The organism is Streptomyces sp. NPDC044033, from assembly GCF_056434425.1.
Map to the genome: position 1 here is coordinate 161,382 of NZ_JBWKFF010000014.1, position 13,690 is coordinate 175,071.

Below are 13,690 nucleotides of genomic sequence, written 5' to 3' on the forward strand. Positions count from 1 at the left end.
TACCGCTCTGACCTGGGGTTCTTAACTCACACCCTCCCGGAGACCCACAAGGGTCCCCGGCGGGAAGAAGACAGCACCCCAAGCCGAGGGCGGTACGACTTCGGCGGACGGATGACTGATGGAACGGGAAGATCTCCCCGCGCTGCGCGCCCTCGGGTTCGAGGATGACGAACTCAAAGAACTTGGCATTTGGGAGCGAGCAATTGGCGACCCCCTACGCCTAGCTGAGGCATACATTCGGCGGTCAAAGAAAAAGGACACTCTTACTTCGCTGCGCGGCCACGTGCGAGACATATGCCGACGCGCCCGCGAGGAAGGGAAAGCCATTCGGCATGTCTGGTTTGAGCAAAAGAGCGCAAGCAAGGCACACATTCGGCGTGAGGAATTTGAGCGCGCCACGGATGCCGTACACGCGGGACATTCCAAAACGCTCTACGTATGGCGCACAGACCGACTCTCGCGCCGAGGCATGGGGGCCGTTGATCGCCAAATAGACGACTTCGAAAAGCGACAGGCGCGCATCGTATCGGTCAGTGAAGGTCTCGACTCCTCGCAAACAGGGATGCGTATCGTATTCGGCATCCTCGCTGACCATGCACGCGAAGAAGCCAAGGGAATAACAGAGCGGACGCAATCAAGCTCCGACGAATTCAAGCGCGAGGGTAACTGGCACGGCGGAGTGACCCCTTTCGGCCTTGAGTCGCCCAAGGGATCGAAGAAGCTCAAGCGAAACCACGAATACCCGCTCGCCCGGCGCATCGCCGAAATGCTGCTCGCATACATGGTGCCGCAAAAGATTGCCGAAACCCTCAATGCGGAAGCGAAACGAACTCGCAAGGGGCGACCATGGCGCGCGCAGACAATCATTCACCTTGCCCACTCCCCCTCTTGGGCTGGACTAGTGCCGAACCGCGAGCGGGTGCGTGACAAGGATGGAAACCCACTCGACAAATGGGTTAAGCGCGCAGACCCGCTACTGAATGACACGGGGCAACCGATCAGTTGCGGTGAAGGCGTAGTTACTTATGCGGAATGGATAAAGATCCAAGCCATCCTTGCGGGGCGCACAGGGAAGGGCAGAGGAAAAGGAAAAGCCAGGGGTACAGGCCGGGGTCAACGCCAGAATAAAACGACGGCGGGAGGCATCCTCCACTGCCCTTACTGCAACGGGCCCATGACCAATGGCGGGAAAAACTACCGGTGTGAAGCACGTATCACTCAGGGGCCATCGGTCTGCAAGGGAACATCCACTACGCGGGAACGGGTAGATGATGCAATATCGACCCTTTGGATCAATCACATCCTTGCACTCTCTCCCGAATCTCCGACCATTCACGAAATCGCCCGGCGTTGGCTGTCATACCAAGACCCGGAGAAAGAAGCCAGGAAGCAAGACGTAACAGCCCGGTACGATGCTGCGATCGAACGTCAAATCAAGCTGCGTAAAGAGTTCTTCGTTCTTGGGCGCATGGATGAGGCGTCATTCGAGGATCTGCGACGACAGGTAGACGAGATGATCACCGAACTCAAGAGTGAGCTTGACGCCCTATCTCAAGAATCCGACCTATCGCCACTCATGGACCCGGAAACCTTGGCGGCCATATGGCAGAAAGCTGGAATTGAGGGTCAGCGCGCGCTGATCGAAGCAGCAACGACGTACATCACCATCACACCGCCAGCAAAGCCGGGCGACAGAACGCCAATTACTGAGCGGCTACAGATCGAGTGGCGCGACAAGACGAACCCCGACACGCTCAACGCATGCGCGGCCGGAATCGAGTTCGTTGAGGTGAGCCGACAGCGACGCAAGAGAGAAGAAGCCCTCACAGCCGTCTGAGCGGCCCCCTGGGCGACGAACAGCCCCACCCGACCCCCCCGGCCGGGTGGGGCTTCCTCATGCCCGCAGACGGCCGTACAGGGCCAAACTGCACCCTCACCCTCACGTGCGCCGCTAGGCTCGCAGCGCTCTCCCCCTGGGGACCGGTTCGGCGGGTAGCTCCTGCTGTTCAATCGGACCCCAGGAGGCATGCCGTGCGATCACGTGACCGCTAGTCCTGTCAGGGGCGTAGGTCGGGAGCAGGACCCTTCCCCGGACGCGGGAAAGGGTCCTTTTCTGTGTCGGCACACGGCGGGGGGGCAACGCACCGACCAGCCAGCGTCACCCCGTCCGGCAATCGCTTCGGACGGGGATTCCTTTTTCGTCCTCAAGTGACATGCACACGGCATAGCGACTCCGTTATGTGTCCGTGCGGTAATACACGGTAGCCGTCGCGTCGGCACCATCAGCAGCACAGGGGGTTGCCGCCGCCGCTTTCTACACTTCTCCGCAATTCGGCGACGTTCTGACCAGCGGGAATGTAGCTAGTGTAGTTCTGTACGTCATTTGAGTTTGCCTTAAGGGGTTCTATAGAGAAGCTGGAGTGTAGGTCAGTTCTGCATTCTCTACACGGCCCCGGCGCTTAACTCACTCACTCACGTATAGGTAGAGGGTGAGTGCCGCACATTTACTCGGTGGTCCGCGCACCCCTCGTACGGCGCGCACGCTCTGACTCCCCACCTCTCCCCCGGGTTGAGCGCGTGCCTCGCTGAGGAACCACACAGCCGGTCCTTAACCTACTCACGGATGCAGCGTGAGCCCATTTAATTCTTCGGCGCATGCCACACCGACTCTGGTGCTATGCATTCGCCGTTGTCGGTATAAATACGTTGTCGTCAAAACCCGTATTTACTGGCTTGGCCCCGTTGGGCGTCTTGATCTCTGCATCAGATCAGGCGCTTAGCGGGGCCTTTCTGCATTCCAAGCACCTAGTAACGTTACTAGGTGCTACCCGTCGAGAGGCACCATTAATGCTTACGGCTTCCGATCACGAGTACGCCGCCAAGGCTTCCGGCCTACCGGTCAATCTCGTTGAATTGCTCATCGGTGACAGCGCGGAAGAATTGGGCGCTAACGCTTGCACCGTCGCCATGGCACAGGGAATCACCGTGAAGGTTAACGATGGACGACCCTGATACCGCCGCGCTATTTGAAGGGCGCGTCCACGCACAGTTGGTGCGTTACTACAGGCAGCACAAACTAATTCCGCCGCGCCCCCTGCTGGATAAGGTGTTCGGGCCGAAATTGGGTGAGACTATCAGCGCAGCCATGGCGGATGTCGCCCATAAGGTGGCCAACTCCCCCAGCGAGATAATCAAACGCACTTATGACAACTCCGGAAAAGCACCCGCTGTTGCTCCTCGGGCGAAACATCAGATCGAGACCGACATGCGCGGAATTGCGGACGCGGCCAACCGGCCCGCCATGATTCCCGAATCTCTCGCGACCCAAATTACTCAGCGGAATCGCTGACAACTATCCTGAAATAGGTATCTACTATGGACAACGAATTCGATATTGACCAAGTGGTGAGTGCCTCCCTAGGTCTCCTCTCGTACAATAGCGTCCTGGGCGCGACTGTGTACCGTGACGCCGAGGCCGGATTTATCGGCGGACGAGGTTCACGGGTGGGTATTCGCTTGCCGAAGCAGCGGACCGCACGGAACTATAGCGGTAGTACTGAGTATGTGAATGTTGAGGAAGGTGTTGCGTACGTCGAGCTGACCGACGAGCCTACCGACGCCGCCAAGCTAACATCCAGGGACATGACCCTGAGTATCGTCGATTTCGGGGCCCAGGTCCTTACTCCGCAACTTGATTCCGTTTCTCGCTATATCGAGAAAAACCTGGCAACGCTCCTAAATAAGCAAAGCACTTCCGCTAAGGCTCAGGTCATTGATTCGGCAGCACCTATACGCGCCATTACTGCTGCCGCTGCTGAATTTACACGGCGAGAGATTGCTCCGGGCGAGCGATTTCTAGCAGTTGGGCCGGATGTGCAGCAGGCGCTATTTGATGTTGAACAGCTTCAGCGCGTAGACACATCTGGTGATGCCACGATGCTCACCCGTGCGGAGATGGGTACGCTGTTCGGGTTCCGCGTCATTGTTTCCCCGCATCTTGTCGGCGCTATCGCATATGAGCGGACAGCGTTTGCGCTAGCCGTTCGTGCTCCTGCACCCGCTGGCGGTGGGGGGAAGTCCCGCTCACAGGACTACAATGGGTACGCGCTCCGGGCAACCGTTGACTTTTCGCCTGATGTGAAGTCAGACGTATCCATTGTGGACGCTTTCTGCGGTTCGACTGTTATCGACGCGAACCGAATAATTGCGTTCAAGCTGCCCGCCAGCAAGTAGACACCTGGGGGCCCAATTCCCGTGGGCCCCCTTTCACGTGGGGGCGCACATTCCTTATGGGGGTGCGGTGGTATGACGGGGCGGGGTTCGTGGGCGGGTTCTACCCGTAGGGATAGGCTGCCCGCTGACTGGCGTACGCGGCGCGCGCACGTGTTGGAGCGCGACCGCTGGCTATGCCAGTGGGTGCGTGTCGATACCGGCGCTCTGTGCGGCATGCCCGCGACGGACGTTGACCACATCATTGCGGGCGACGATCACGACGCGTCGAACCTTCAAGCGCTGTGCCGCTTTCACCATGCTCGGAAGTCGGCGCGTGAGGGTGCGTTCGCTGCCAATGCCAAGCGTCCTGCGCGTGAGCGAAAGCGCGAAGCTCAAGGCTCAATGCGCGAATTGATGTTGCGGAGAATTGCTCTTACTGAGAGCGAGAATTCATCCGTTGCGGGCGACGCCGAGTGAAACAGAATTCCTTTGGTGGGGGGTGACTCCCTTTTGGAATTCCCCCCAGCCGGGGGCCAATAGCAGCCTTGTTCGTGTACGGGTCTGGAAGTTTTGCTTTTGGTCTGTGATCGCCTTGAAGAAAGGCAGCCCGGCAGCCATATAAGCTCAGGTCGCGCTATCCAGCACTGCCCGCACCTCGGGAACATCAGCGTATTCGGTCAACCGTGCCAACACAACCCGGACTCGTTCAGCCGTTCTCTCGCTGGCGATTCCTGCGGAAAGACTGATGACCCTTTCGGCTGTCGCCGCTGCCTCTTCGGGTTCGTTTGCGTCGGCGTAGGCCACAGCGAGCCACGAGAGGTAAAGGGCCAATTCCCTCGTGTGCGTCACGTCGTACCGGCTGAGTACTTCAGACAGCAGGGGAACGGCTCGAAGGGGTCGGTGCAATTCGGTATAGACGCGGGATTCCATGACTTGCAACTCTCCGGCGTTCACCCAATAGAGGTAGGCCGGTGAATCGCTTTCTTCCCCGCATTCGCTCAGCGCCTCGGATGCTTCCCCGAGGGCACGCATTGCATGCTGCGCATTCTCCGTCCCACCTGCTTTCGTGTGTGCCCATGCCACCCGATCTAGGTACAGCGCACGGGCTTTCGGCGGAGCTTTCGGCCCGGCCCCGTCGAGAGCTGCGCGGGCAAGGCCAACCCCCTCAACTACCCTGCCAATATTGGTAAGTTGATATGCCAGCGACCCGGCAAGGTTCCCCGCTAGCGCCTGGTCCTCGGCTTGCGTCGCTGCACTGAGACCCAGGCGGTATACGCGTTCGGCTTCCTCGTGCCGTCCGGCATCACTGGCGATCCAACCAGTGATTTGCGCCAACTCGCCTATTTGAACGAGGAGTTGACGCCCAATCAGTTCGCCGTGGCTGGCCTGCCGAAACATTCGAACAACTTTTCTAAGTTCGCGCAACGCTGGCCTCATGAGGTCCCCACCGGCCAGGAAGTCATCGGCGAGCCGTAGGCCATGCACCCGTTGTTGCAGGTCTTGCACTTGGGCCACGCCGACACGGCCCCCTGTGTGGCCGCTGAGAGGCGCTAGAGGGTCCTGGTCGGGAAGGAAGTCGGCCAGCGTCGGCAAAGGCGGCTCAGCGGGCATCTGTGGCGCTGTAAGCGCATCCACGGGTACGCCGAGGGCAGCAGCAAGGAAGGGCAGCCATTCGCGCGGGGTGCGCTTCCCCGTCTCCCATCGACTGATCTCCTGTCGGCCGACTGGTTCGCCCTTGATGCCAGCAGCCCGGCAGACCTCCCGAGCTAGGCGCGCCTGACTCCACCCATGCCGCTCACGCTCACGCCGGATGTTGGCCCCGATGCTGCTCACCATGGGGCAAGTCTGGCCGACAGCTGGCCGACACGGGGCCGCTAGCCGTAGATCAGCCTCGGTCAGACGCTGTTCCCCATGACGGAGCCGACGAGGTACAGCACGGGACCGGTGACACTGCCGGGCCGGACGGCCGAATTGGAGCCGGTGCCGGTTGAAGGCTGCGCCGGGTGCGCGGAACTGGCGAACGTGCGACATCGGGCGCGGACTTTCGGCGATATGACCACCGTGGCCGATTGCAACAACCTGATGAAAGAGCACCCTGAGGGCCACTGATGGTTACCACGCAAGATGTGGGCGAACGCGTTGAAGACAGTGCCGGAAACGTCGGAATTCTGTGCGATGTGATCAAGGATTTCGAAGACCCAAACGATCCACCTGGCGACCGGCGGAAACGCCCTACCGCATTCATCCGGCCGGAAGGGGGCGGCCTTGAATGGCTGACTTCACCAGCCAACGTGAAGCGCGTCTAACGCGCCATGCTCTCCGCCTTGGTTGGTCGGTGTTCGTCTTGGTCGTGGCGGCATTCAGTACATTGCTGCCTGCACTGGCCGCAATGGGTCGATTATGGACCCCCGCCCCTGCCGGACGTAGCCGAATCTCCAACCCGCTTATTTCGGCATCCCGACCGGGGTGGGGCACCAAACACCAATGGCCGGAAGGAGATACACGGTGAGCGCTGTCAGAAACCGGCTTCTATTCGCGTGGCTGGAGGTTACAGGACTCTGCAATGAGTTCTGCGATCACTGCTACGCGGACAGCGGGCCCAAGGGAACACATGGGACCATGACCGTGCAGGACTGGTTGAACGTGATTGATCAGCTTGCGGACATGGGAACGCTGGATATCCAGTTCATCGGGGGTGAACCCACGCTCTACCCGAGCCTGTCCACGCTGATCGCGCACGCGCATGGACGGGGCCTCGGTATCGAGGTGTTCTCAAACATGACGCACATCCGTGAGGACCTTTGGGGCGCGTTTACGGAATTCGGCGTCAAACTCGCCACGTCGTATTACTCGGATACATCCGAGGAGCACGACCAGGTGACCCAACTCCGAGGCTCACACAAAAAGACCCGCGCCAACGTTCAAAAGGCGTTGAGGCTCGATATTCCGCTGCGGGGCGGAGTCGTCGCCGTGCGGGACGGACAGCGCGTGCAGGAAGCGGCACAAGATCTGACAGGACTCGGCGTCGGCACAGTCGGCGGCGACCGGGCCCGTGCATTCGGTCGGGCAAGCAAAGGGGTCGCACCGACCATTGCTGATCTGTGCGGGCATTGCGCACACGAGAAATGCGCCATCGGGCCTCGCGGGGACATGTGGCCATGCGTTCTCGGTCGCTTCCTGACCATCGGGAACGTACTGGAAAAGCCCGTCGCTGATATCTGGTGTGGCGCGCAAATGATCTCTGTGACTGCCGAGATCACAGCGATGCACGGTGAGGGTGCCCAGTCGTGCACACCTCCGCAATTCCTTCCTATGTGCGGTCCGTGCGGTCCGTGCGTCCCCTCGGTCGGACACTGCGACCCGAGAGAGGTGAACAGCGTGACAGGCGTGGATACGATCGGTGCACCCGCGTAACACGCTGAGATCACCAGGAGCGCACAAATGGACGATCACGGGGACGACTTCGGTCGATGGGTTACGGAAGGCAGGGCGGTGCAACGCACTGACGAAGAGTGGGCCACGATTGCCGGATACATCAGGCACGCGGCAAACAAGGTCGGTCCCGAATTGCCGCTATGCCTTCCCGGTGAGCCCCAGGAGTGCGGCCGGAGCGCCCAGCAGCACGTCTTGGTTTGGGCCGCTCACCTCAAGGCCGTAGCCCACCACCTGATCGAACAGGCAGCACCGAGCGAAGCACGGGCGGCTCACGTGGCCGGTCCGCTGTACCAAAGGCAACTAGCGGTTCTACGAGCGGAGTTGACTCCTGTAGGTGTCTCGCGCTGACCAGCGCAGCCCCCTATGCGGCCCCGTCTGCGCGCTGTTCCCGTGGCGTGTGGGCGGGGCCTCTTCCTGTCCGTATCCGCTGGGCAAGCCCCAACGCGGTAACCTGGTGCTCCCTTGGGGCATGCGTGGTCGTGGTACCACCAGGTCGCCGCCCGGTGGTCGTTGGGGTACTCGGCGAGCTGGCTGTCGCCGGGCAACACCGCGTTCTCCGCCCAGCCGTCGTTGCCGCCGCCGGTCACCGCGCCGTGCAGATGGGTGACCGTCCACGGCGGCAGCGCCGCGACGTCGGCGAGCGGCTCCGCGCCGCTGCGGCCCGGGACGTCGCTCGGCGAGGGCGCGCCCTGCTTCGGCGTGGCCTCCACGGCCGTCACCGGATAGCTCCCCGCGAGCCGGTTGTTCCACCGGACGCGCAGCCGCCGCCCCCTGGGGACGTCGATGGTCGGCCCCGGGTAGTGGCCCCCGTAGGCCCACACCTTGGTCGGCGGCAGCTGCGAGTGCAGCCGGACCCAGGTCGTCGTCAGATCGATGTCGATGCCGTCCAACGCCTCCTGCCGGCCCGGGCGCAGCGCCGGCGGTATGGGCAAGGCGTCGATGAACGGTGTGAGTTCCGCCGCGGCCTCCCGCTTGGCGGTCTCCGTGGCGTCCCCGGCGTCCGCCGGGTTCTGGGCAGGTTGGATCTCCGTATAGGTCACGCTGTGGCCCCCGTGTCGCTTCCCCCGTGCCGCCGACCGTTTCCGGCGGCAACTCCTACCCGGTCAACACACGTAGTTTCCGGGGGAGTTCCGGCTTCCGCGATGTTTTCGGTGGACTCCCGGCTTCCGCGGATATTTCGGGCCAAGGCTCGGACCAAGGCATCGCGCCGGGCCATGCCGGAACGGAGTCAGGACCAGGCAGCCGCGAAGCCGGAGCGGTCCATCGAGAAGGAGCGTCAGGCCGTCAGAGCACCAGACGGCCATACCGCCATACCGCCGTGCCGCCGTGCCGCCGTGCCGCCACATCGCCACATCGCCACATCGCCAAGAAGTAACGTCAGGCCGTCGCGGAGCAGCGTCAGTCCGTCGCATCGGCGGACCAGGCCGGCATGAAGCCGCGTCAGGCCGTCGCGAAGGAGTAGAAACGCTTCAGCGCGCAGTGCTCGTCGAGCAGCCGTCCATAGATCGGCTCGCCCTCCAGCTCCCGGTATGTCTCGATCGGGTCGCCCTTTATGATCAGCGCCCGCGCGCACTCCACACACCAGTACTGGTAGGAGGAGTTGAGCGGCTCCATGTCACGGACGATCGGCGTTCCACTGCCGCACCAGTCGCACTTCCGGCTGTGTGCACCCATCAGTCAGCTCCAGGTGTGGCCGCGGGCCGCACACCCATAGGGCACTCCGCCGCGGTCGCCGGGCACTTGGGCCCGCCGTCCGGACCGGCTGAGCGGGCGATCGGGGGCAGCCGACGCGAGAAGGGCACCACTTGCACCGTCCTCCTCAAGAATGCGCGCCGACATGTCACCTTCCCTCCCCTTCGACCCCGTCCACCTCCGGCCGTCCGATTCTGCCATGCGCCGGCTACGAGGTCAGCGCCGCCGTCGCAGCAGGCCCGCACCCGCGGCGGCCACCGCCGTACCGGCCAGCGCGAGGGCGGTCACCCACAGCGCGTGGGCGGACGAACGCGCCCCCAGAGCCGCCCCCGTCCCACCGAGGAAGACCGCACCGAAGACGGCCACGCCTGCCAGCAACCCGAGCTGAGCGGTCGTCACCAGGACGCCGCTGGCGTCCGCGGCGTCCTGGCGCCGTATCGCGGCCAGCGCCCTGGTGAGCGTCGGACTGTACGCGGCCCCCACCCCGGCGCCGACCCCGGTCAGCGCGGCGTAGAGCCCCGGTCCGCCGCTGCCGCCGTCGCGCAGCGCCAGCCCGACCCCGGCGAGCGAGCCGGCCGCGAGCAGGAACCCCACCGGCGCCAGCGCCCCGTGCCATCGCTCCGGGAGCCGCCGCCAGTTGAGCCCGATCACGCCGAAGGCCACCGAGATGGGCACGAACTTCAGCCCGGCCCGCAGCGCGCTGTACCCGAGGCCGCTCTGCAGATGGAGCATCAGGGTGAAGAGGAAGCCCGCGTTCAGCGCCATGGCCAGACCGATACGGGCAATGGCCAGCGGCATCCCCGGAGCCCGCAGCACCCGCGGCGCTATCAGCGGCGCACCGCCGCGCCGCGCGAGCCGGGACTCGTACACCGCGAAGACCGCCGCCGGCACCGCGCTCCCGGCCAGCGATATCCAGCCCCACAGCGGCCAGCCCTGCTCCTCCCCCAGCACCAGCGGCACCGTGAGCGCCATCACCGCCGCGGCGAGCAGCACCAGGCCCGGCAGGCCGAAGCCGCGCCGGACGCCCTCCGCCCGCTCCCCTGGCTCGTCCCGCTCGCTCGGCAGCGCCTTCGGCGCGAGGACGAGCAACGCCAGCCCGATCGGCACGTTCACCAGGAAGACCGGGCGCCAGCCCATCCCGAAGAGGTCCGCGCTGACCAGCAGGCCGCCCACCGCCATCCCGGCCGCGGCGCCGGAGGCGAGCACGGCCGAGTACGCGCCGAGGGCCCGCGTCCGCGAACTTCCCGTGTACGTACGCTGGATGAGGCTCAGGACCTGCGGCAGCATCAGGGCGGCGCCCGCGCCCTGGACGAAGCGGTACGCGATCAACTGCCCGGTGCCGCCTGCCAGCCCGCAGGCGAGCGAGGCGGCCGTGAAGACCGCGAGCCCCGCCATGAAGGCCCGCCCGTGCCCGTACCGGGCGCCGCACCGCGCGCCGGTGATCAGCAGCACCGCGTACGCGATGGTGTAGCCGGCGATGACCAACTCCAGCCCGGAGCCCGAGGCGTGCAGGTCGGTGCGGATGGCGGGGGCCGCCACGTTCACGATGAACGCGTCGAGGAGCGCCATGAACTGGCCGGTGAGCACGATGGCCAGCAGCCGGCCGGGGCGCGGCGGCCGGCGTCGCGGCGGCTGCCGCGCCCCGGCTCCTCGGTGTCGATTGTCAGTGCCGTCGTCTTTACTGGCCCTCGGTCCGGCCACCGGAATTGGAACGTAGATATCGGTCATGCGTCCGATACTGATCCGGCTCGGACCCGGGTCACGAGAGCCCGCCGATGCTGGTACCGACAGCACCAGGCAGCACTCGGGACGCAGAGCAGACGGCGGACGACGATGGGGGACGTGACGACGATGGCGACGACGACCGGACGCCGCAGGCCCGAGCTGGCCGCCTTCCTGCGCAGTCGGCGGGCCCGGGTCACCCCGGCAGACGTGGGCATGCCCGCGGGGCTGCGCCGCCGCACGCCGGGCCTGCGCCGCGAGGAGGTCGCCCAGCTCTCCGGCGTCGGCGTCACCTGGTACACGTGGTTGGAGCAGGGGCGGCCCATCAACGCCAGCATCCAGGTGCTGGACGCCATCGCCCGTACGCTCCGGCTCGACCGTACCGAGCGCGTGCACCTCTACCACCTCGCCGAGGTGCCGTACGTACGCGACCGCCAGGGCGACGCACAGGCGGCGGGCCCCGAGGTGCAGGGCATCATCGACTCCCTCGACGGGCTCCCCGCCGTCGTCTACAACGCCCGCTACGACATCCTGGCCACGAACGCCACCTACCGCGGCCTCTTCCCCGCCGTGTACAGCGTCTCCGGCCGGGGCGGGAACGTGCTGTGGCAGCTGTTCACCCAGCCCGCGTGCTGCAACCCGTACCTGAACCACGCCGAGGAGTTGCCATTCCTCGTGGCGACGCTGCGCGCGACGTACGGCTGCCATGTGGGCGAGCCCGCCTGGGAGAGCTTCATCGAGAGGCTGTCGGGGGCCAGCGAGACCTTCGCCCGGCTGTGGGAGAACGGGGACGTCGCCCCGCCCGGCCCCCGCATAAAGGTCTTCCGCCACGCCACGGTCGGCGAGGTCCGGCTGAACTCGACCTCGCTGGCGGTGGGCGGCGTACCGGAGACCCGGATCGTGGTCTACACACCGCACGACGAGGAGAGCCGCGAGCTGATCGGCAAGGTGTGCTCGATCGAGGACCCGCTCATCGGCTGCCCGGCGCACGCGCGCCCGCTGTCGGAGATACGGGCCGCACTCGCCCTCTAAGCGGCGGGCCGGGGCCGGGGCCGGTCCGGCCATGCGGCGCGGCCGCCTCGCCCGCAACGACAGAAGATCCCGTCCCTCTGTCAGAGGGACGGGATCTTCCGAACTGTGGAGCTAAGGAGAATTGAACTCCTGACCTCCTGCATGCCATGCAGGCGCTCTACCAACTGAGCTATAGCCCCGCTGTTCTGCGGCCCTCGGGGCTTCCCCCGCCGTTCCGCGAACAAGATGAACTTTAGCCTGCGACCTGCCCGGATGTGAAATCCGGGCCCGGCGGCCGCTCAGTCGTCGTCGCCGAGGACCGGCTCGGGGAGCGTCCCGGCGTTGTGCTCCTGGAGCCGCCAGCCGCGCGCGCCCTCGCCCAGCACGGACCAGCAGCAGTTCGAGAGGCCGCCGAGCGACTCCCAGGTGCGCGGGTCCAGGCCGAGCAGCCGGCCGATGGTGGTGCGGATCGTGCCGCCGTGGCTGACGACGACGAGCGTGCCGCCGTCGGGCAGTTTCTCGGCGTGGTCGAGTACGACCGGGGCGGCCCGCTCAGCGACCTCGGTCTCCAGCTCGCCGCCGCCGCGGCGGACCGCCTCGCCGCGCTTCCACGCGGTGTACTGCTCGCCGAAGCGGGCGAGGATCTCCTCGTGCGTGAGCCCCTGCCACGCACCGGCGAAGGTCTCGCGCAGCCGGGCGTCGTGGGCGACCTCCAGGCCGGTGATGGCTGCCAGCTCCGCCGCCGTCGCCGCGGCCCGCCGCAGGTCGGAGGCGACGATCGCGTCCGGGCGCAGCGCGGCCAGCAGCCGGGCGGCCCGGCGGGCCTGCTCGCCGCCGGTCTCGGTCAGCTCGATGTCCGTGGAGCCCTGGAAACGGCGCTCCAGGTTCCAGAGGGTCTGACCGTGCCGCCACAGGACGATCCGGCGGCCCCGGCCGCCATTGGTGCCGTTCAGCTCAGCTCACCGTCCCGGTCGTCCTCCACGGCGAGCGTCTTGGCGTGCTCCTCGGCCTTGCCCGCGGTCGCGACGGCGTCGGCGGGCAGTTCGATCTGCGGGCAGTCCTTCCACAGCCGTTCGAGGGCGTAGAAGACACGCTCCTCGCTGTGCTGTACGTGTACGACGATGTCGACATAGTCGAGGAGCACCCAGCGGGCCTCGCGGTCGCCCTCGCGGCGCACCGGCTTGGCGCCGAGCTCCTTGTTCAGCCGCTCCTCGATCTCGTCGACGATCGACTTGACCTGGCGGTCGTTGGGCGCCGAGGCCAGCAGGAAGGCATCGGTGATCGACAGTACGTCGCTGACGTCGTACGCGATGATGTCGTGCGCGAGCTTGTCGGCGGCCGCCTGTGCGGCGGCCTTGATGAGCTCGATGGAGCGGTCCGTGGCGGTCACTGGCCAAGCTTTCGATCGGGAATCAGGTACCCGTCAAGGGTCTCACGCTCCGCCGACCGCCCCGCCGCCGCGCGCCACGCTCCCGCCGGCCGCCCCGCCGCCCCGCGTGTCCGCGTCCCCCGGCCCGTACGACGGGGTTGGGAGAAGGGGGGGGGGTGCCGTCCGCGCGGCCACCAGGGGGGGGCCACACATCTTCTACATTGCCCCTACCAACCGGGTTGGCGACGG

General features: G+C 65.3%; 13 protein-coding genes and 1 tRNA gene. 7 read left to right on the forward strand and 7 right to left on the reverse strand.

What is annotated here, in order from left to right:
- Positions 1-118 precede the first annotated feature (118 nt).
- The 4 genes from AC07AB_RS24410 (at position 119) to AC07AB_RS24425 (ending at position 4,689) form a co-directional block, all read left to right on the forward strand.
- Positions 119-1,837 (forward strand): recombinase family protein, encoded by a 1,719-nt coding sequence (locus tag AC07AB_RS24410; RefSeq protein ID WP_478570408.1) that lies wholly within the window; start codon positions 119-121, stop codon positions 1,835-1,837.
- A gap of 1,161 nt (positions 1,838-2,998) precedes the next feature.
- The gene (locus AC07AB_RS24415) at positions 2,999-3,349 is read left to right on the forward strand and encodes a hypothetical protein (RefSeq protein WP_478570411.1); all 351 of its coding nucleotides are present in this window, start codon (positions 2,999-3,001) and stop codon (positions 3,347-3,349) included.
- A gap of 26 nt (positions 3,350-3,375) precedes the next feature.
- Positions 3,376-4,233 (forward strand): major capsid protein, encoded by an 858-nt coding sequence (locus tag AC07AB_RS24420; RefSeq protein ID WP_478570414.1) that lies wholly within the window; start codon positions 3,376-3,378, stop codon positions 4,231-4,233.
- 150 nt (positions 4,234-4,383) lie between these two features.
- The gene (locus AC07AB_RS24425; protein WP_478570417.1) at positions 4,384-4,689 is read left to right on the forward strand and encodes an HNH endonuclease; all 306 of its coding nucleotides are present in this window, start codon (positions 4,384-4,386) and stop codon (positions 4,687-4,689) included.
- 147 nt (positions 4,690-4,836) lie between these two features.
- Here the strand turns inward: AC07AB_RS24425 and AC07AB_RS24430 are convergent, their stop codons facing one another.
- Entirely contained in the window at positions 4,837-6,048 is a 1,212-nt protein-coding gene (locus tag AC07AB_RS24430) for a helix-turn-helix transcriptional regulator (RefSeq protein ID WP_478570419.1), read from the reverse strand.
- A 75-nt stretch (positions 6,049-6,123) separates the two neighbouring features.
- Between AC07AB_RS24430 and AC07AB_RS24435 the strand changes: the two genes are divergently transcribed.
- Both AC07AB_RS24435 and AC07AB_RS24440 read left to right on the forward strand, forming a co-directional pair.
- On the forward strand, positions 6,124-6,321 hold the full coding sequence (locus AC07AB_RS24435) for a hypothetical protein (protein WP_478570422.1): 198 nt from the start codon (positions 6,124-6,126) through the stop codon (positions 6,319-6,321).
- A gap of 375 nt (positions 6,322-6,696) precedes the next feature.
- The gene (locus tag AC07AB_RS24440; RefSeq protein ID WP_478570424.1) at positions 6,697-7,626 is read left to right on the forward strand and encodes a radical SAM/SPASM domain-containing protein; all 930 of its coding nucleotides are present in this window, start codon (positions 6,697-6,699) and stop codon (positions 7,624-7,626) included.
- Positions 7,627-7,916: 290 nt separating this feature from the next.
- On the opposite strand, the gene AC07AB_RS24445 is transcribed toward AC07AB_RS24440, so the two are convergent.
- The 3 genes from AC07AB_RS24445 to AC07AB_RS24455 all read right to left on the reverse strand — a co-directional run bounded on the left by AC07AB_RS24445 (position 7,917) and on the right by AC07AB_RS24455 (position 11,067).
- Positions 7,917-8,687, reverse strand: coding sequence for a multicopper oxidase domain-containing protein (locus AC07AB_RS24445; RefSeq protein ID WP_478570427.1), 771 nt, complete (start codon positions 8,685-8,687; stop codon positions 7,917-7,919).
- A gap of 400 nt (positions 8,688-9,087) precedes the next feature.
- Positions 9,088-9,321: a hypothetical protein gene (locus AC07AB_RS24450; protein ID WP_030876850.1), complete on the reverse strand. Its 234-nt coding sequence runs from the start codon at positions 9,319-9,321 to the stop codon at positions 9,088-9,090.
- A 234-nt stretch (positions 9,322-9,555) separates the two neighbouring features.
- Positions 9,556-11,067 carry an MFS transporter gene (locus AC07AB_RS24455; protein ID WP_478570430.1) on the reverse strand — a complete coding sequence of 504 codons (1,512 nt, stop codon included), beginning with the start codon at positions 11,065-11,067 and terminating at the stop codon, positions 9,556-9,558.
- Between the two features lie 105 nt (positions 11,068-11,172).
- Between AC07AB_RS24455 and AC07AB_RS24460 the strand changes: the two genes are divergently transcribed.
- A complete protein-coding gene (locus AC07AB_RS24460) occupies positions 11,173-12,093 on the forward strand; it encodes a helix-turn-helix transcriptional regulator (protein ID WP_478570433.1) in 921 nt (306 codons plus the stop codon).
- A 106-nt stretch (positions 12,094-12,199) separates the two neighbouring features.
- Here AC07AB_RS24460 and AC07AB_RS24465 read toward each other — a convergent pair.
- The 3 genes from AC07AB_RS24465 to rsfS form a co-directional block, all read right to left on the reverse strand.
- Positions 12,200-12,272, reverse strand: a tRNA-Ala gene (locus AC07AB_RS24465).
- Positions 12,273-12,371: 99 nt separating this feature from the next.
- Positions 12,372-13,025 (reverse strand): histidine phosphatase family protein, encoded by a 654-nt coding sequence (locus AC07AB_RS24470; RefSeq protein ID WP_478570585.1) that lies wholly within the window; start codon positions 13,023-13,025, stop codon positions 12,372-12,374.
- The gene (rsfS, locus tag AC07AB_RS24475) at positions 13,022-13,462 is read right to left on the reverse strand and encodes a ribosome silencing factor (RefSeq protein ID WP_478570436.1); all 441 of its coding nucleotides are present in this window, start codon (positions 13,460-13,462) and stop codon (positions 13,022-13,024) included. The genes AC07AB_RS24470 and rsfS overlap by 4 nt, the downstream gene beginning before the upstream one ends.
- Positions 13,463-13,690: the final 228 nt, after the last annotated feature.

Coding starts and splice junctions, on each gene's coding strand:
- AC07AB_RS24455 (WP_478570430.1), bottom strand. CDS start 11,067: ATGACCGATATCTACGTTCCAATTCCGGTGGCCGGACCGAGGGCCAGT.
- AC07AB_RS24450 (WP_030876850.1), bottom strand. CDS start 9,321: ATGGGTGCACACAGCCGGAAGTGCGACTGGTGCGGCAGTGGAACGCCG.
- AC07AB_RS24430 (WP_478570419.1), bottom strand. CDS start 6,048: ATGGTGAGCAGCATCGGGGCCAACATCCGGCGTGAGCGTGAGCGGCAT.
- AC07AB_RS24460 (WP_478570433.1), top strand. CDS start 11,173: ATGGGGGACGTGACGACGATGGCGACGACGACCGGACGCCGCAGGCCC.
- AC07AB_RS24435 (WP_478570422.1), top strand. CDS start 6,124: ATGACGGAGCCGACGAGGTACAGCACGGGACCGGTGACACTGCCGGGC.
- AC07AB_RS24440 (WP_478570424.1), top strand. CDS start 6,697: ATGGCCGGAAGGAGATACACGGTGAGCGCTGTCAGAAACCGGCTTCTA.
- AC07AB_RS24420 (WP_478570414.1), top strand. CDS start 3,376: ATGGACAACGAATTCGATATTGACCAAGTGGTGAGTGCCTCCCTAGGT.
- AC07AB_RS24415 (WP_478570411.1), top strand. CDS start 2,999: ATGGACGACCCTGATACCGCCGCGCTATTTGAAGGGCGCGTCCACGCA.
- AC07AB_RS24410 (WP_478570408.1), top strand. CDS start 119: ATGGAACGGGAAGATCTCCCCGCGCTGCGCGCCCTCGGGTTCGAGGAT.